This window comes from Amycolatopsis sp. NPDC052450 (assembly GCF_044547565.1).
In the GTDB taxonomy this organism is placed as follows: Bacteria; Actinomycetota; Actinomycetes; order Mycobacteriales; family Pseudonocardiaceae; genus Amycolatopsis.
The window spans coordinates 104,374-120,862 of record NZ_JBIUAQ010000026.1; the positions used below are offsets into that span (position 1 = coordinate 104,374).

The 16,489-nt window shown below is 68.6% G+C and carries 16 protein-coding genes and 1 pseudogene; 8 read left to right on the forward strand and 9 right to left on the reverse strand.

All coding sequences use genetic code 11. The features are described 5' to 3' along the window. Positions 1-4 precede the first annotated feature (4 nt). Positions 5-883: a factor-independent urate hydroxylase gene (gene pucL, locus ACIHAO_RS32480; RefSeq protein ID WP_396564301.1), complete on the forward strand. Its 879-nt coding sequence runs from the start codon at positions 5-7 to the stop codon at positions 881-883. On the opposite strand, the gene ACIHAO_RS32485 is transcribed toward pucL, so the two are convergent. Further along, positions 880-2,385, reverse strand: coding sequence for an alpha/beta hydrolase (locus ACIHAO_RS32485; RefSeq protein ID WP_396564303.1), 1,506 nt, complete (start codon positions 2,383-2,385; stop codon positions 880-882). The two genes, pucL and ACIHAO_RS32485, sit on opposite strands and share 4 nt — an antisense overlap. A gap of 114 nt (positions 2,386-2,499) precedes the next feature. Continuing rightward, positions 2,500-3,498 carry an SGNH/GDSL hydrolase family protein gene (locus ACIHAO_RS32490; RefSeq protein ID WP_396564305.1) on the reverse strand — a complete coding sequence of 333 codons (999 nt, stop codon included), beginning with the start codon at positions 3,496-3,498 and terminating at the stop codon, positions 2,500-2,502. Positions 3,499-3,644: 146 nt separating this feature from the next. On the opposite strand from ACIHAO_RS32490, the gene ACIHAO_RS32495 reads away from it, so the two are divergent. Together ACIHAO_RS32495 and ACIHAO_RS32500 are read left to right on the forward strand one after the other, a co-directional pair. Continuing rightward, on the forward strand, positions 3,645-4,196 hold the full coding sequence (locus ACIHAO_RS32495; RefSeq protein WP_396564339.1) for a TetR/AcrR family transcriptional regulator: 552 nt from the start codon (positions 3,645-3,647) through the stop codon (positions 4,194-4,196). A 102-nt stretch (positions 4,197-4,298) separates the two neighbouring features. After that, positions 4,299-4,988: a hypothetical protein gene (locus ACIHAO_RS32500; RefSeq protein ID WP_396564307.1), complete on the forward strand. Its 690-nt coding sequence runs from the start codon at positions 4,299-4,301 to the stop codon at positions 4,986-4,988. A gap of 415 nt (positions 4,989-5,403) precedes the next feature. Here ACIHAO_RS32500 and ACIHAO_RS32505 read toward each other — a convergent pair whose 3' ends face one another. From ACIHAO_RS32505 to ACIHAO_RS32535, 7 genes are all read right to left on the reverse strand, one after another. Beyond that, positions 5,404-5,775 carry a gamma-glutamylcyclotransferase gene (locus ACIHAO_RS32505; RefSeq protein ID WP_125792704.1) on the reverse strand — a complete coding sequence of 124 codons (372 nt, stop codon included), beginning with the start codon at positions 5,773-5,775 and terminating at the stop codon, positions 5,404-5,406. Beyond that, the gene (locus ACIHAO_RS32510) at positions 5,766-7,208 is read right to left on the reverse strand and encodes an NCS2 family permease (protein ID WP_396564310.1); all 1,443 of its coding nucleotides are present in this window, start codon (positions 7,206-7,208) and stop codon (positions 5,766-5,768) included. The genes ACIHAO_RS32505 and ACIHAO_RS32510 overlap by 10 nt, the downstream gene beginning before the upstream one ends. Before the next feature lie 214 nt (positions 7,209-7,422). After that, positions 7,423-7,917: a nucleoside deaminase gene (locus ACIHAO_RS32515; RefSeq protein ID WP_396564312.1), complete on the reverse strand. Its 495-nt coding sequence runs from the start codon at positions 7,915-7,917 to the stop codon at positions 7,423-7,425. 33 nt (positions 7,918-7,950) lie between these two features. Continuing rightward, positions 7,951-10,233: a xanthine dehydrogenase subunit D gene (gene pucD / locus ACIHAO_RS32520; RefSeq protein WP_396564314.1), complete on the reverse strand. Its 2,283-nt coding sequence runs from the start codon at positions 10,231-10,233 to the stop codon at positions 7,951-7,953. Continuing rightward, positions 10,230-11,579: an 8-oxoguanine deaminase gene (locus ACIHAO_RS32525; RefSeq protein WP_396564316.1), complete on the reverse strand. Its 1,350-nt coding sequence runs from the start codon at positions 11,577-11,579 to the stop codon at positions 10,230-10,232. Before ACIHAO_RS32525 ends, pucD begins: the two co-directional genes overlap by 4 nt. Then, entirely contained in the window at positions 11,576-12,046 is a 471-nt protein-coding gene (locus tag ACIHAO_RS32530) for a (2Fe-2S)-binding protein (RefSeq protein ID WP_125786541.1), read from the reverse strand. Before ACIHAO_RS32530 ends, ACIHAO_RS32525 begins: the two co-directional genes overlap by 4 nt. Continuing rightward, positions 12,037-12,906, reverse strand: coding sequence for an FAD binding domain-containing protein (locus ACIHAO_RS32535; RefSeq protein WP_396564318.1), 870 nt, complete (start codon positions 12,904-12,906; stop codon positions 12,037-12,039). The genes ACIHAO_RS32530 and ACIHAO_RS32535 overlap by 10 nt, the downstream gene beginning before the upstream one ends. Positions 12,907-13,042: 136 nt before the next feature. Between ACIHAO_RS32535 and ACIHAO_RS32540 the strand changes: the two genes are divergently transcribed. From ACIHAO_RS32540 to ACIHAO_RS32560, 5 genes and pseudogenes are all read left to right on the forward strand, one after another. After that, positions 13,043-14,464, forward strand: a complete 1,422-nt coding sequence (locus tag ACIHAO_RS32540) for a PucR family transcriptional regulator (RefSeq protein ID WP_396564320.1) — start codon at positions 13,043-13,045, stop codon at positions 14,462-14,464. Position 14,465: 1 nt separating this feature from the next. After that, positions 14,466-14,948: a MarR family winged helix-turn-helix transcriptional regulator gene (locus tag ACIHAO_RS32545; RefSeq protein ID WP_396564322.1), complete on the forward strand. Its 483-nt coding sequence runs from the start codon at positions 14,466-14,468 to the stop codon at positions 14,946-14,948. A gap of 36 nt (positions 14,949-14,984) precedes the next feature. Then, complete coding sequence (locus ACIHAO_RS32550) at positions 14,985-15,587, forward strand: DsbA family protein (protein WP_396564324.1); 603 nt, start codon at positions 14,985-14,987, stop codon at positions 15,585-15,587. A gap of 10 nt (positions 15,588-15,597) precedes the next feature. After that, the gene (locus ACIHAO_RS32555; protein ID WP_396564326.1) at positions 15,598-16,077 is read left to right on the forward strand and encodes a GNAT family N-acetyltransferase; all 480 of its coding nucleotides are present in this window, start codon (positions 15,598-15,600) and stop codon (positions 16,075-16,077) included. Positions 16,078-16,268: 191 nt separating this feature from the next. After that, a pseudogene (locus ACIHAO_RS32560) lies at positions 16,269-16,489 on the forward strand (HNH endonuclease); the annotation flags it as partial.

Here is a 16,489-nt window from a genome sequence, read left to right on the forward strand (position 1 = left end):
GCCCGTGGCCATCACCCTGGGCCCCAACCAGTACGGCAAGGCCGAAGTCCGGCTCGTCACCGTTCAGCGCGAAGGCACCGTCCACCACCTCAAGGACCTCACCGTTTCGACGTCGCTGCGCGGCGACCTCGCGGCCACGCACCTCACGGGTGACAACGCCGACGTCGTCGCGACCGACACCCAGAAGAACACCGTCTACGCCTTCGCCAAGGAAGCCCCGGTCGGCGAGATCGAGGACTTCGCGCTGCGGCTAGGACGCCATTTCGTCGGCTCGTTCGAGCACATCACCGGCGCCCGCGTCCTGATCGACGAACACGGCTGGAACCGCATCTCCGGCCACGACCACGCGTTCTCCCAAGCGGGCAGCGAAAAGCGGACGACCGCCGTGACCATCCAGGGCGACCAGGCCTGGGTGGTGTCCGGTTTGGACGATCTCGTGGTCCTCAAGTCGACCGGGTCGGAGTTCCACGGCTTTCCTCGCGACGAGTACACGACGCTGGCCGAGACGAACGACCGGATCCTCGCCACCGCCGTGACCGCCCGCTGGCGCTACCAGGGCGACGGGATCGACTGGGCCACCAGCCATGCCGAAGTGCGGAGAATCCTGCTGGAGACCTTCGCGGACAAGCACAGCCTCTCCCTGCAGCAAACGCTGTACGCGATGGGAGAGGCTGTGCTCAAGGAACGCGAAGAAGTCGCCGAAGTCCGGCTCTCGCTGCCGAACAAGCACCACTTCCTGGTGGACCTGTCACCGTTCGGGTTGAAGAACGACAACGAGGTCTTCTACGCCGCCGACCGTCCGTACGGCCTGATCGAGGGTGTGGTCCTCCGCGACGACGCCGAAGACGCGGGTCTCGCCTGGCACACCCTCGCCGCCTTCTAAGGCACCGGCAGCGGCATGCCCGGGACGCTCTGGTCGGCGGGGACGACCCCGTCGACCAGGTAGGCGTTCACGATCTCGTCCACCTTGGGGTTCCCGTCCGCGTAAAGCCCGTGGTCACCCTCACCGGTCACGGTCAGCATGCGCGAGTTCGCGAACCCCGCGTGCGCCTTCCGGGCACCCTCGATCGCCGTCGCCGGGTCGTGCTCGGAGTGGACGATCAGTACCGGCGGGACACCTTTGCCGTCCAGCTTCGGCAGCGGGCGCGGTTCCTTGTCCCAGAACAGGCAGACCGAGGCGTTCAACGTGCCGCCGCCCGCCAGGAGCAGACCGCGGTCGAGGTTCCGCTGCGAAGCGCGGATCAGCGACTCGCGGGTGCCGGTGAAACGCCCTTCGCCACAGACGGTGTTCCAGAAGGTGGCGTCCGCCGCGTCGGGCTGGTCGCCCGCCGCCTCGACGGCGGCCTTGGCCTCGGGCTTGGCCTGGTGGTTCTCCATCGCGTCCCGGACCTTGACCAGCAGATCGGCCAGCGCCGGGAAGGTCGCCTTCTTGTAGAGCAGGTAGATGATGGCGGTGTCGAGTTCCATCGGCCCGGTCCCGTCCATCGGGTTGCGGGACAACGCATAGCGGGCCCGCTCGTAGGTCTGCCGGACCTCTTCGCCGTTGGTGCCGAAGTGGTACTTCGCGTCGTACCGCGCCATCCACGGCAGGAAGTCCTGCCGCCAGCGCCGTTCGAAACCGACCGGCTGCCGGTCGAACGTCTTCTGCCAGTCCGTGGTGAACTCCGTCGAAGAGTCCAGCACGAACCGCCCGGTCCGCTGCGGGAACTGCTGGGCGTAGTGCGCTCCCAGCCAGGTGCCGCCCGAGTACCCGACCCAGTTGATCTTCTCCCGGCCGAGCAGGGCCCGGAGCAGGTCGAAGTCCCTGATCGTCTGATACGTGGTGATCAGCGGCCCGAGTTCGCCGCCGGCGCTCTGGCAGGACTTGGCCGCGTACTCGGCGTTCGCCAGGATCTGGTCCAGATTGCGCGGATCCCGGTCGCGCGGATCCAGCTTCCGGATGCCGTCGACGGCTCCCCGGCAGGTGACGTTGGTGCTCTTGCCGGTCCCGCGCACGTCGATGCCGATGATGTCCTGGTGCTCGCGCAGTTTCTCCTGCCCGCGGAACATCGTCGGCTGCCAGCGGCCGGGGCCGCCCGGCCCGCCAGGGTTGGTGAGCAGCGAGGCCGTCGACGGCCCGGTGGACTTCAGCCTGCTGATCGCGATGGTCAGATCCTGCCGCTCCCCCGCCCGGTCCCAGTCCCGGGGAGTACGGAACGCCGAGCATTCGAGCCCGCTGAGGTCGGTGCCCGGCGGCAACGAGATCAGGTCCGATTCGGCGCACGGATGCCAAACCAGCTTCTGCTCGGCGTAGTGAGCCGGGCTGCTCGCCGAAGCCGGTGTGGCTCCGGCGAGCAGCCCGCCCACGATCACCGGGAGCATCCCGGCGGCCAAGAGCCGTTTCATCTGCTTCCCCCTTCTTCCTTGGATTCCCAACGGCTCACGACGCTAGGGCCGGGCACACCCCGCGAACATCGACCGCAGGTAGCGCCGGAAGGTGAACCAAGGAACGAGGGACGGCTAGGACCGGGGCACAAGTCCCGCCGCGGTGGCCTTGCGCTGGAGTTCGTCCGCGCTGGTCGCGTTCCGCGCGTCCGGGGCCTTCGTGGACACCGCGGCGGTTCCGCCCAGTGCCTTGAAGATCAGGTCGGCTTCGGCCTTCATGCCCGCCGCGTACGGGTGGTAGGCCACCGCCCGGAACAGGTCGGTGGTCTTGCCGCTCACCCAGGCCGCGTCACCCGAACAGGCGTCGTGACCGAGGCTCGGCCCATAGGTGTCGACGTAGCGGGCGCCCTGTTTGCGGGCGGCCGTCGACACGGCCTTGTTGAGCGCGCGCTCGACCTCGTCGGCCCAGGCGTAGTCACCGTCGGCGAACGGGACCACGCTGGGGCAGTAACCCGTCGGCGGCACGATCCGCGGGTAGCCGACCAACACGATCGTGGCGGCGGGCGAACGCTCCCAGACGCCCTTGACGACGCGTTCGAGGTTCCGCCGGGTGTTCTCGATCGCCGCGAGCAGGGTGTCGGTCCCGTTGATCGTGAAGTGGTCCTTGCACGGCGAGCCGGTCGGATCGCTGTCGCGCAGCTCGGGACAGGTGCCGACCAGGCTGCCGAAGACGCCGTAGTCGTTGCCGCCGATGCCGATGGTCACCAGATCGGTGTCCAGCGTCAGCGCGTCGAACTGCGGCGGCGCGCTGGCCAGGGCCAGGCTCGGCGAGGGCACCGTCTGCGGCTTCGTCATGTTCGTGGTGTCCGCCGACGAGCAGCTGACGTCGGTGAAGGCACCCGCTTTGTAGTAGAGCCCGAGCTTGGTGGCGAGCCAGGCCGGATAGTTGTTGTTCGACCGGAAGCACCAGCTCGCCTGCTGCCACGGGATCAGCGGGCCCGCGGTGTAGGAGTCGCCGAGAGCGACGTACTTGCGGAAGGCCGGGGTCTCCGCGGCGTGCGCCGGTGTCCCCAAACTCGCTAGTGAGACCACAGCCACCAGGGTGGCGAGGACAAGTCGGGCGGTACGGCGCATGGCGACCTCGTGATCCGTCGTTGGACTACCGGCCGATCCTGACAAGTTCCCACCGCCGTCCACAATAGAAGTGAGCATCTTTCACGTTTCAGGGGTTAGATAGAACGCTCTATCATGGAGGCGTGACTGGAACGCGGGAACGCATCGTGAACGCCGGCGCCGAACTACTCCGCCGGAACGGGTACACCGGCACCGGGGTGAAGCAGATCGTCGAAGCCGCGAAAGCGCCCTTCGGCTCGCTCTACCACTTCTTCCCCGGCGGCAAGGAACAGCTCGGCGAGGAGGTCATCCGCACCTCGGGGATGATGTACCTCGCGCTGTTCGAGATCTTCTTCGCCGACGAACCGGACCTCGTCCACGGCATCGAGGCGTGCTTCGCCAGCGCCGCCGAGACGCTGAAAGCGACCGACTACGCCGACGCGTGCCCCATCGCGACGGTCGCGCTCGAGGTCGCCAGCACCAACGAGAAGCTGCGGATCGCCACGGCCGACGTGTTCACGGCGTGGATCGAGACCGGCGCCGAGAAGCTGGGCAAGTACGGCCTCGAACCCGCGGCCGCCCGGCAGCTCACGATCGCTTTGGTGAACAGCCTCGAAGGCGCGTTCGTGCTGAGCCGATCGCTGCGTAACACCGAAGCGCTCGAGGTCGCGGGGCTGTCGTCCGTCGCCTTGGCGCGCACGTTGCTCCCTGATGCGTGAAGCACCGACGGCCGGTACCTGAACACCGGGATTTTCCCGCAACGGACAACGACTTCCGATCGACCTAGCGGTCGCAAGAGCCGAAATCCGTTTGGGGAGCACATGATCATCAGAAAGCTCGTGATCGGCACCATCGCCGCCGCCGCACTGCTCACCGCGGGCGCCGTACCCGCGTCCGCCACCGAAGTCCAGCCGTCCACCCTCACCACGACCGCCGGCAGCACGCGGATCGACGCCGGGCAGAGCGTCACGATCTCCGGCAAGCTCACGAAGGCCGACGCCACGCCGATCGCGGGCGCCGAGGTCGGGATCTCGTTCTGCTTCAACGGCTTCTGCGGCGAGGCCCAGGCCAAGCCGGTCACCGACACCACCGGCGTCTACAGCGCGACGCTGACTCCGATCCGCACCGGCAACTACCACGCCGACTTCTTCTCCACCGACCCGTCGATCGCGAACTCGCGCGCCGACACCCCGAAGATCGTCGTGCTCCATCCCGCGGCGATCACGTCGTTCGCGGCGGGCCGTGGCGCGGACAAGGCCGTGACCGCGTCCGGCACGATCGAGTTCCCCGGCCGCTACACCGCGAACCCGATCCCGGTCGACCTCCAGTACTTCTCACTCGGCACCTACCGCTGGACCACGGCGGCGACGGTCGAGGCCACCTGGAACGGCACCACCTGGGCTTTCGCGACTTCGGCCGAGCACCGCAAACCCGGCGTCTGGCGGGCCTTCTACGCGGGCGCGCCCGAGATGTTCCACCCGGCGGCGAGCAATCTCGTCTTCGTGCTCTGACGTTCCCCCGAACTCGCGTGATCATTGAGGAGTGCCGCATAGGTGCCGGGTCGCGAGGGTTCGCTCGCGACCGTGTCGCGAAAGCCACTTTCGGGACCTCAGACGTCGCGAAAGTGGCTTTCGCGACGCACCTCGGCCATGGGTTCAGCGAGGGCCACGTCACCGGCGTAGCGAAGCGCCCCCTTCGCGGCCGTACCCTGCTCCCGGTGTTGTGGAAGCCACTTTCGCAACGTTGAAGGTTGCGAAAGTGGCTTTCGCAACCCGCCACCTTTGCCCTACCCCTTGATAAAGGCGACACTCGCGTGATCAGAGGCGCGACTCGCGTGATCAGAGGCGTAACTCACGTGTTCGCCGTTCAATCACGCGAGTTACGCCTCCAATCACGCGAGTTACGTCTCTGATCACGCGTGTGTCGCTATCGGGACGCGAGATACGCCCGCCAGTCCCCCACCGCGGAGATGTCCGTCAGCTCAGCTGAGTCCACAAAGGACGAACGCAGGACGGTCGCGAGACAGGCCGCGCCGTCCTCCAGTTCGACGACGCCGAGCTCCAGTTCCGGTGGTTCGGCGGGGACCAGGTGGTCCCGCAACACCGAAAGCGGCAGGTCGTAGACCTCGCCGACCACGGAGGCGGAGCCGCCTTCGTACATCGCCGGGAACCGGTCGCCCACGGAGAAGTAGCGGTACTTGGGCGCGGACCGGGCCACGCAGCACAACGGCGCGCCCTGCAACTGTTCGTGCAGCGGTCCGCCGCGCATCCCGCCGCCGTTGAGGAACATCAGAACCATGACATGATCCCTTCGATCCCGAAGTACACCCCGAACACCGCGGCCAGGATCCCGAGGATCCAGCCGATCTCGCGGATCTTGCCCTTGCAGATCTTGATCAGCACATACGCGACCAGTCCGGCGCCGATCCCGTTGGTGATCGAGTAGGTGAACGGGATCAACGCGATGGTCAGGAACACCGGGATCGCGAAATCCAGGTCCTGCCAAGGGATCCGGCGGCATTGCGCCATCATCATGCCGCCGATGACGACGAGCGCGGGTGCCGCGGCCTGCGCCGGGACGACGGCCGCGATCGGGGTCAGGAACAGCGTGGCGGTGAACAGCCCGCCGGTGACGATGCTCGCCAGCCCTGTCCGCGCGCCTTCGCCGACACCGGCGGCCGATTCGAGGAACACCGTGTTCGGCGCCGATCCGGTGACGCCGCCGGCGAGCGCGCCCGCGCCGTCGACCAGCAGGATGCGGCCCATCCCCTCGACCTTGCCGTCCTTGACCAGTCCCGCCTCCTCCGAGACGGAGGTGATCGTGCCCATCGCGTCGAAGAACCCGGAGAGCACCAGCGTGAACAGGAACACCGCCGCCGTCACCGCGCCCGCCGACCCGAAGCCGCCGAAGAGATCGATGTCGCCCAGCAGGCTGAAATCGGGATGCGCCACGACCTGGTCGGGCACCTTGGGTTCGACGAGTCCCCAGCCCTCGACGTGGAACACGCTGTTGACCAGCACCGCGAGCCCGGTCGCGACCGCGATGCTGATCAGCACCGCGCCCGGTACGCCGCGGCTCACGAGCACGATCATCAGCAGCAGCCCGAGGCAGAAGATCGCGATCGGCCAGCCCTCCAGATGGCCGGCGATGCCCATCCGCACCGGCACCGTCGACTGGGCGGCGTCCGGTGTCCTGGTCACGAAGCCGGCGCTGACCAGGCCGACCAGCGCGATGTAGAGCCCGATGCCGACGGTGATCGCGACCTTGAGCGCCATCGGGATCGCGTTGATGATCCGTTCCCGGATGCCGGAAACGGCCATCAACACGATGCAGAAGCCTTCGAGGACGACGAGCCCGAAGGCCTGCGCCCACGTCATGGCCGGAGCCATCTGGAAGGCGACGACCCCGTTGACGCCGAGGCCCGCCGCGAGGGCCAGCGGCGCGTTGCCGACCAGTCCCATCAGGATCGTGGTGACCCCAGCCGCCAGCGCGGTCGCGGTCGTGATCGCCTCGGTGCTCAGCCGGGCGCCGGTGATATCGGCCGACGCGCCGAGGATGAGCGGATTGAGCAACACGATGTAGCACATCGCGACGAAGGTGGTGATCCCGCCGCGCACCTCGCGGCCGATCGTGCTGCCGCGGTGGGAGATCTTGAACCAGCGGTCGAGCCCGGACAGCCGCCCCGGCTCGGGCGAGGGCAGCGGGGGACGCTCTGTACCTAATTGGGTCATGCCTACTCCACAACGTTGTGGGGCGGGAAGAGTTTCCAGTAAGCCAACGGTCGGCGGAGCAGTTGTGGGCAGCCGAACCAGCCGACTACGACGTGAACCCGCCCGGTCGAAGACCCCGTTATCGCGGCGGCAGGGCACCTCTTCACACCTGGCGCACGTCGATTCGAGAACGAGCGCCCTGGCGACGTGATTGCGGTCGCGGGTTCACCTAGAACTAGTAGGCCTTCTTGTCGGGTTTCGACAGCCAGGCCTGGAAGGGCGCGAAAGAGTCCGGAAGGGACAGTTGGCCGACGGGTAGTGACCAGGTCTCGCGCGGGCGGGAAAAGAGGTCGTAGAACTCGCGGTCGTCGAAGCCCGCCTCGGCCGCGTCGTGGCGGTCCGCGGCGTAGACGACCTTGCCGACACGCGCCCAGAGCGCGGCGGAAAGGCAGAGCGGGCAGGGCTCGCAGGAGGTCACGAGGACACAGCCGTCGAGTTTGTAGTCGCCGATCGCCTGGCAGGCCGCGCGGATCGCGACCACCTCGGCGTGTGCCGTCGGGTCCAGCGTCGGCGTCACCTGGTTGGTGCCGGTGGCCAGCACCGAACCGTCACGGACGATCATCGCGCCGAACGGGCCGCCACCGCGTTCGACGTTCGTGGTGGCCAGCTGGACGGCTTCGACGAGCCATTTCTGCTCGTCGGACTCCGAAATGGACAGACGGGTACCCACGGATGTGCTCCTAGCTCGAAAAAGTACGGTTTGTCAGGTCCCGGTGAGGTGTTCCGGGCGCACCGGAACGCGGGGCAGCGCCAGCCCGGTGGCCGCGCGGATGGCCGCGACGATCGCCGGGGTGGAGGAGATCGTCGGCGGTTCACCGACCCCGCGCAGACCATACGGCGCGTTGGGGTCGGGCCGTTCCAGCACGTCGATGTCCATCGGCGGCATGTCCAGCACGGTCGGGATCAGGTAGTCGGTGAACGACGGGTTGCGGATCTTCCCGCCGTCGATCTGGATCTCCTCCATCACCGCGAGCCCGAGCCCCTGCGCGGAGCCGCCCTGGATCTGGCCGAGCACCGCCTGCGGGTTGAGCGCCTTGCCGACGTCCTGCGCGCAGTCGAGCGCGACGACCTTGATCAGCCCGAGTTCGGTGTCGACGTCCACGACCGCGCGGTGTGCCGCGAAACCGTACTGCACGTGCGCGTTCCCTTGGCCTGTCTCGGGGTCGATGGGCGCGGTCGGACGGTGGCGCCATTCCACGGTCTCGTCGAAGACCTCGTCACCGAGGACGTCGGCGAGGTCCGCGAGCACACTGCCGTCGGCCGAGACGACCTTGTTCCCGACGACGTTCAGCTTCCCGTTCGCGTCGAGCCTGCCCGCGAGATGCTTGTGCAGCCCGGATCGCACCGCGACGCAAGCGGCCTGGACGGCGCCGCCGGTGACGTAACTCTGCCGGGAGGCCGACGTCGAACCGCCGTTGCCGATGTTCGTGTCCATCGGCAGGATCGTCACCTGGTCGATGCCGAGTTCGGTCCGCACGATCTGCTGCATGATCGTGACCAGGCCCTGGCCGACCTCACAGGCGGCGGTGTGCACGGTCGCCGCGGGTTCGCCGCCGACGAGTTGCAGCCGCACGCGGGCGGTCGAGTAGTCGTCGAATCCCTCGGAGAAGCAGATGTTCTTGATGCCGACCGCGTAGCCGACGCCGCGGACGACGCCTTCGCCGTGCGTGGTGTTGGAGACGCCGCCGGGCATGCGGCGCAGGTCGAGTTCCTCGTGCGTGACCGGCAACGGCTTGGCACGCAGGCGTTCCAGCAGTTCGGCGACCGGGGCGGCCGAGTCGACGATCTGACCGGTCGGCATGACGCTGCCTTCGGCCATCGCGTTGCGGATCCGGATGTCGACCGGGTCGAGGCCACAGGCTTCGGCGAGCTTGTCCATCTGGGACTCGTAGGCGAAACCCGCCTGCACCGCGCCGAAACCACGCATCGCGCCACAAGGTGGATTGTTCGTGTACACACCCCAGCAGTCGACCGAGGCACTGTCCACATTGTACGGACCGACGCCGAGCGTGGCGGCGTTCGCCACCACCGCGCCGGTCGACGAGGCGTACGCGCCGCCGTCCAGGTACAGCTTCGCCTTCACGTAGACAAGACGGCCGTCCTTGTCCGCGCCGTGCTCGTAGTACATCTTCGCCGGGTGACGGTGCACGTGGCCGTAGAAGGATTCCTCGCGGTTGTAGACCATCTTGACCGGCTTGCCGGTGTGCAGCGCCAGCAGACACGCGTGGACCTGGATCGACATATCCTCGCGGCCGCCGAACGCGCCGCCGACCCCGCCGAGCGTCAGCCGCACCTTGTCCTTGGGCAGCCCCAGCGCGGCGACGATCTGCTGCTGGTCGACATGAAGCCATTGCGTGGCAACGTAAAGGTCGACACCACCTTCGGTGTCCGGGATCGCCATACCGGATTCGGGGCCGAGGAATGCCTGGTCCTGCATGCCGACCTCGTAGACCCCGGACACCACGACGTCGGCCGTCACCGACTGGTCGCCGTGCCGGATCTTCGCGTACCGCACGACGTTCCCGCCGGGGTGCAGCTCGGCGCCTTCGCCGGCGGCGGCCTTCTCGGAATCCGTCACCGGTTCGAGGACCTCGTAGGAGACCTTGATCCGCTTCATCGCCCGGCGAGCGGTCTCGGGGTGGTCCGCGGCGACGAGCGCGACAGGCTCGCCCTGGTAGCGCACGACGTCGACGGCGAGCACCGGCTGGTCCGAGTGCTCCAGGCCGTACTTGTTCACGCCGGGTACGTCTTCATGGGTCAGCACCGCGTAGACCCCTTGCACGGCAAGGGCTTCGGTGATGTCGATCCCGGTGATCCGCGCGTACGGATGCGGACTGCGCAGCGTCGCGCCCCACAGCATGTCCTCGTGCCACAGATCCGAGGAGTAGGCGAATTCGCCGCGCACCTTGACCGTGCCGTCGGGCCGCCGCGGGCTCGTCCCCACCCCGTTGCCGGTGGTCTGCTTGGAGACTTCAGTGGTGGTCATACCGTCTCCCTCAGCCGCGCACTGGCCACGGCCAGCTCACGGGCGATCTCGTCTTCGGATTCCTCGCGCAACGTTCCACCGTCGACGACGGTCGCGCCGCCGACGTACAGCCGCTCGACCGGCGGAGTCGTGCCGAGCACCAAGGCGGCGACCGGGTCGGTGATCCCGGCGTAGTTCAGGCCGTTCAGGTTCCAGACAGCGAGGTCCGCGAGCTTGCCGGTCTCGATCGAGCCCAGGTCCTTTTCGCGGCCCAGGCAGCGCGCGCCGCCCATCGTGCCCATCCACAGGGCCTCGCGTGTGGTCAGCCCGCGCGGTCCGCCGCGCTGCCGCGCCTGCAGCAGCGACTGGTGCAGTTCCTCGCCGAGGCCACCGGATTCGTTGGACGCGGCGCCGTCGACCCCCAGCCCGACCGCGACCCCGGCGTCGAGCAGCTGCCGGACCGGGGCGATCCCGGCGCCGAGCCGCCCGTTCGACGTCGGGCAGTGCGCCGCGCCGGTGCCGGTGGCGCCCAGGCGCCGGATCGCTTCCGGAGCGAGGTGGATCGAGTGCGCGAGCCAGACGTCGTTGGCGAGCCAGCCGAGTTTGTCGGCGTACTCCGCGGGCGTGCAGCCGACTTCGGCGAGGCACTGCTTCTCCTCGTCGACCGTCTCGGCGAGGTGCGTGTGGAGCCGGACTCCCTTGCGGCGCGCCAATTCCGCCGCGCCGGTCATCAGCCGCTCGCTCACCGAGAACGGCGAACACGGGCCTGCCGCGATCTGCAGATGCGCGCCGGCCGAGCTGTCGTGGAACCGGTCGATCGCGGCTTCGGTGCCGAGCAGCGCGGCCTCGGTCTCTTCGACGAGGTTGTCCGGCGGGAGACCGCCCTGGGACTCCCCCCGGTCCATCGAGCCGCGTACGACGTGCAGCCGCACCCCGACGCGGATCCGGGCGGCGGCGAGGGCTTCGACCTGGTCGCCGCCGTCACGCGGGAAGACGTAGTGGTGGTCGGCGACGGTGGTGCAGCCGGTGGTCGCGAGCCGGGTGAGGCCCGCCGTGGCGGCGGCGTGCGTGATCTCGGCGTCGAGCCTGCCCCAGATCGGGTACAGCGCGACGAGCCATTCGAAGAGGGTGTGGTCGGCGGCGAGGCCGCGCGTGGCCCACTGGTAGAGGTGGTGGTGGGTGTTGATCAGACCGGGCGTGACCAGGCATCCGGAGCCGTCGACGCGTTCGTCGTACTCGCCGTCGGGCGCCTTTCCCGAGCCGACCGCCGCGATGCGGTCGTTCTCGATGACGACGTGGCCGGAGGCGTGCTCGGTGCCCGCTCCGTCGACGGTGGCGATCGCGGCGTTCTCGATGACGGTCTTCACGTGGTCTCTCCCCTGGTCGCGGCCAGCCGGACGGCGTCGAGGATCTTCTCGTAGCCGGTACACCGGCAGAGGTTCCCCGCCAGCGCCTCGCGAATCTCCTCATCCGCGGGGTTCTCGACGCGGTTGAGCAGATCGTGCGCCGCGACCACGAGGCCGGGCGTGCAGAAACCACATTGGACGGCCCCCGCGTCCACAAAGGACTGCTGGACGCGGTCCAGCTTGTCGCCGTCGGCGAGCCCTTCGACCGTGCGGACCTCGCGGCCCTCGACCTGACCGGCCGCGACCAGGCACGAACACACCGGGACGTCGTCGAGGTACACCGTGCAGGAACCGCATTCGCCCTGTTCACAGGCGTTCTTGGAGCCCGGGAGCCCGAGCCGCTCGCGGAGCACGTAAAGCAGGCTCTCGCCCTCCCAGACGTCGTCGGCCTGGCGGGACTCACCGTTGATCGTCACGTTCACGCGCACTCGCGTTCACCCTTCTGGAAGTCGTTCCACGCCCAGGTCAGCGTTCGCCGCGCCAGGACGGACAGCGCGTGTTCGCGGTAGTCGGCACTGCCGCGGACGTCGTCGATCGGCGACGACGCCTGAGAGACCAGCTCACCGAACCGGCGTTTGACCGAATCCGTGAGGGAAGCCTTGGTGGACCAGGGAAGTTCGGCGGCGAGGAACTCCTCGGCGGCGGTCGCGCGGCGCGGCGTCGGCGCCGCCGAACCGACGGCGGCGCGGATCTCGCGGGAGTCGAGGTGCAGCGCCAGCGCGAACGAGCAGACCGCGATGACCATCGCGTTGCGCGTCCCGACCTTGGCGAACTGCTGCGGGCCGGCCTCGGCGGGCAGATGCACCGCGGTGATCAGCTCGTCGGGTTCGAGGGCGTTGCGTTTGACGCCGAGGTAGAACTCCTCCGCCGGAATCCTCCGCGTGCCGCGCACCGACGCGGCCTCGACCTCGGCGCCGAGCACGAGCAGCACGGGATGGGTGTCGCCGGCGGGCGAGGCGGCACCCAGGTTGCCGCCGACCGTGCCTCGGTTGCGGATCTGCGGCGAGCCGACCGTGCGCGAGGCCATGGCCAGCGCGGGTAGAACTTCACCCAGCTCAGCGATCACCCGGACGTAGGGCACCGAGGCGCCGAGGCGGATCCTGCCGTCGGTCTCTGTCCACTCGGAGAGTTCCGTGACCCGGTTGAGGTCGAGCAGCGCGCCGGGGCGGCGGTGATCGAAGTTGAGCTCCACCATGACGTCCGTGCCGCCCGCGATGGGCACCGCGTCGGGTCGCTCGGCCTTGACGGCGAGCGCCTCGGTCAGCGAGCTGGGGCGCAGGAAATCCACTCTCGGGCTCCTCGGTTCGGCGGTGTTCTGTGACGGCTGCCTCAGTAGACGCCCTGCGCCCGTATGGCGGCAACGGTGCCGAAGCATGAAATCTCCCCTGCACGGCCGGGTTGTTTTGTGCTTTCCTACAAACCTGATGACGACCGTGAAAACTCTGCTCGCGCTCCCCGGGCTGCGCTTGCGCGTCCGCGCCGGGACGGCTTTGCTCGACCGTCCGGTGTCCCGGATCTACGTCACGGAACTGCCCGACCCCGGGCGGTACGTGTCGGCGGGCGAGTTCGTCCTGAGCGGGTTGCTGTGGTGGCGCGGCCCGGGTGATTCGGAGGCTTTCGTCGCCGCGCTGGCGAAGGCCGGGGCGGCGGCGCTCGCGGCTTCCGGAGCCGATTCCGACGGAATTCCCGAAGACCTCGTCGAAGCCTGTACGCGGCACGGGATTCCGTTGCTGGAGGTGCCGGCGGATCTGTCTTTCTCCGTGGTCACCGAACGGGTGGTGCTGGCGTTGGCCGCAGCCGCGGACGGCGCTCGCAAACGTTTGCTTTCAGCGGCGACGGAAGACGCGTCGGTGGAAACGCTGCTGGAGCGGGCACACGCGGAGATCGGCCTCGCATGCCGGGTGGTGCCCGCCGGGACGCCGTCGGATCTCGTGCGGCGGTTCGTCGCGGCGGGCGGACGCGCCCTGGAGGCGGACGACGTCACCGTGCGGCCGATCGGCGGCAGGCACGCGCTGCCGTGGCTGCTCGCGATCGGCGGGCCGCTGACCGCCGCACAGGCGGAGATCGCCGAGGAACTCGCCGGGCTGATCGGGCTCGCGCGCACGCGGGCGGACGAGGTCCGCGCCGTCACCGACAGGGTGCTCGAACCGTTGCTCGCCGCACTCGACGAGGGAAGTGATCCGCACGCGGCGCTGACCGCGACCGGGCTGCGCGGCGATCTGCGCGTCGTGGTCGCACGTACCGAGGGATCCGAAGCGGCTCGCGGGATCCTCACCGAACTACTGCCGCCGGGCGCGCTCGTCGGGCCTGCGGGGGAGACGACCTGGGCCGTGGCCGAGGACGATGGCGAATGGCCGGAGGACTGGCCCGCGACGGTGACCACCGCACTCGAAGGAGTGGCGTCACTGCTGCCGTGCCGCCGGGTGCTGATCGGGATCAGCGACCGTTCCCCGGTCTCCGTGCTGCGAGGCGCGAAGGAGGTCGCGCGCTACGCGTTGGCCGTCGCGACGGAACGCTCAGGCACGATCGAAGTCGTCCCCGGCGGCGAGATCGGCATGCACCGGCTGCTCCTGGCGGGCGCGCCCGACGACCTCCGGGCGGCGTTGCGGCGACGGGTACTGGGCCCGCTGCTGAACTACGACGCCGAACAGGGCACCGATCTGGTGCACACCCTGCGCGTCTTCCTGGAATGCTCCGGCTCCCCGACGCGGGCCGCGCGGGCGCTGCACGTCCACGTCAACACCTTGCGGTACCGGATCGGCCGGGCGAGCGAACTGCTCGGCACCGACCTGACCGAGTTCACCGAACAGCTCGACGTCTATTTGGCCTTGTCGGCAGGGAGCTGAAATGGGCATCACCACGGCGAAAGAAGCCGCCTACGACCCGCGTGTCGTCGCCTTCGGGCGGATGATGGGCGCGGCGAACCGGCTCGAATACCTGCTCGGCCGCGCGCTGGAGGCCGAATGCGGGATCTCGCACCTGATGTTCGAAGTCCTGCTGATCGTCGGCAGGTCCGGCGAGGCAGGGATGAGCATGCGCGCGATCGCGCAGGAGCAGGTGCTGACCACCGGCGGCGCGACCAGGCTGGTCGACCGGATGACGACGCTCGGCCTGGTCTTGCGTTCTTCTGATCCCCAGGACCGACGAGTACAACTCGTCCGGCTGACCGCGCAAGGCGAGGAGACGACCGTGCGGGCCGCGCGGGTGCACGTCGAGAACATCCAGCGGCAGTTCCTCGACCCGCTGCCCGCGGACCACCGCGAACGGTTCGCGCAGGACCTGCGGACGCTGAGCCATTCGGCACGTGACGCACTCCCCAAGCTCCGGTAGGAATACCTGACTGGTCAGACATCGTTGGAGCTCGACATGAAGCTCATCTATGTCTTCGACGCGTACTGCGGCTGGTCCTACGGCTTCGCCAGGACCATGGCCGACGTCGCGCACCGGCATCCGGACCTGCCGGTCGAAGTGGTGTCCGGCGGCCTGTTCCTCGGCGGACGCCGCGTACCGATCCGGCAGTTCGGCCACGTCCAAGGAGCCAACGCCGAGATCACCCGCCGGACCGGCGCGCCGTTCGGGGAAAGCTACGAGCGGCTCATCGCGGACGGCGACTTCGTCATGGACTCCGAGGCCGCCGCCTGCGGGATGGCGGCACTGCGCGAGGTCGGGCCGGACCGCGCCGTGCGGCTCGCGGCCTTGCTGCAGGAGGCTTTCTACCTCGACGGCCTGAGCCTGTCCGAGGTCTCGACCTACCGCGTGGTCGCGCAGCGGGCGGGCCTGGACGGCGACGCCGTCGAGGCCGCACTGGACCGGGTCTCCGCGGCGGACGATTTCCGGCGGGCGCGGGAACTGGGCGTCACCGGATACCCGACCCTGCTCGCCGCTGTTGGGGAACGAGTCGTGACGCTGGTCGCCGGAAACGCGAGCGCGGACGAGGTGGAGCGGCGGATCGGCGCGCTGGTTTCCTAAACTCGTCGCCATGTCCATGACGCTTCGACCGGCTACATCCGCGGACGCCGACGCCGTCGCGAAGATCTGGTACCACGGCTGGCAGGACGGCCATCTCGGCAACGTGCCCGACTCGCTCGTGCGGATCCGCACCCGCGATTCGTTCTGGACCCGGGCCGCGGACCGCGTCGGCGACACGACCGTCGCCGTACTGGGCGGTGAGGTGGCGGGTTTCGTGATGGTCGTCGGCGATGAGGTCGAACAGGTCTACGTTTCTTCGGATCATCGCGGGAGCGGAGTGGCCGGCGTACTGCTCGCGGAAGCCGAACGGCTGGTGAGCACGGGCGGCCATTCGCGCGCTTGGCTCGCGGTGGCGCCGGGGAACGCGCGGGCGCGGCGGTTTTACGAGCGGTGCGGATGGATCGACGAGGGCGAGTTCGACAACCGGGTCCCGGGCCCGGACGGGCTGATCTCGGTGCCCTGTCGGCGTTACGTGAAGACGGTTGCCTGATTTTCGCAATTAGGCGACTAATTGCGTCTGGTTTCGGGGGCTTTGGATGCAACTTCACTCGTTAGCGGCAAGTATGCTTAAGCGTGTTCACGACCCAACGAGCAAATCACCCTTCAGTGGTAAAATGCACCCGTTCATGGTGACTTGAAATTACGAACATGCGTTCGATTGTTTTGGGGTATTGTTGTGGGGTGTCCGAGACTTTCCTTCCCGAGTTGCCGCAGGAGCTGTGGCGCGCCGGCAAGCTGGAGCTTGCCCATGGTGTGCAGCAGTCCTTGCAGGTGATTCGGATGGCGACCGCCGGGTTGGGGCGGTACTTGGCGGAGATCGAGTCTCGGGGCGCTAAAGACTTGTACGGGTATGGGTCCACGGCCGCGTGGTTCGCGGATGTGGCGGGGTTGTCGCGCGGTGA

What these genes read in the sequence shown, in the direction of transcription:
- ACIHAO_RS32485 (WP_396564303.1), bottom strand. Translation starts at nt 2,385, where the DNA reads ATGAAACGGCTCTTGGCCGCCGGGATGCTCCCGGTGATCGTGGGCGGG.
- ACIHAO_RS32490 (WP_396564305.1), bottom strand. Translation starts at nt 3,498, where the DNA reads ATGCGCCGTACCGCCCGACTTGTCCTCGCCACCCTGGTGGCTGTGGTC.
- ACIHAO_RS32500 (WP_396564307.1), top strand. Translation starts at nt 4,299, where the DNA reads ATGATCATCAGAAAGCTCGTGATCGGCACCATCGCCGCCGCCGCACTG.
- ACIHAO_RS32505 (WP_125792704.1), bottom strand. Translation starts at nt 5,775, where the DNA reads ATGGTTCTGATGTTCCTCAACGGCGGCGGGATGCGCGGCGGACCGCTG.
- ACIHAO_RS32510 (WP_396564310.1), bottom strand. Translation starts at nt 7,208, where the DNA reads ATGACCCAATTAGGTACAGAGCGTCCCCCGCTGCCCTCGCCCGAGCCG.
- pucD (WP_396564314.1), bottom strand. Translation starts at nt 10,233, where the DNA reads ATGACCACCACTGAAGTCTCCAAGCAGACCACCGGCAACGGGGTGGGG.
- ACIHAO_RS32540 (WP_396564320.1), top strand. Translation starts at nt 13,043, where the DNA reads ATGACGACCGTGAAAACTCTGCTCGCGCTCCCCGGGCTGCGCTTGCGC.
- ACIHAO_RS32545 (WP_396564322.1), top strand. Translation starts at nt 14,466, where the DNA reads ATGGGCATCACCACGGCGAAAGAAGCCGCCTACGACCCGCGTGTCGTC.
- ACIHAO_RS32550 (WP_396564324.1), top strand. Translation starts at nt 14,985, where the DNA reads ATGAAGCTCATCTATGTCTTCGACGCGTACTGCGGCTGGTCCTACGGC.
- ACIHAO_RS32555 (WP_396564326.1), top strand. Translation starts at nt 15,598, where the DNA reads ATGTCCATGACGCTTCGACCGGCTACATCCGCGGACGCCGACGCCGTC.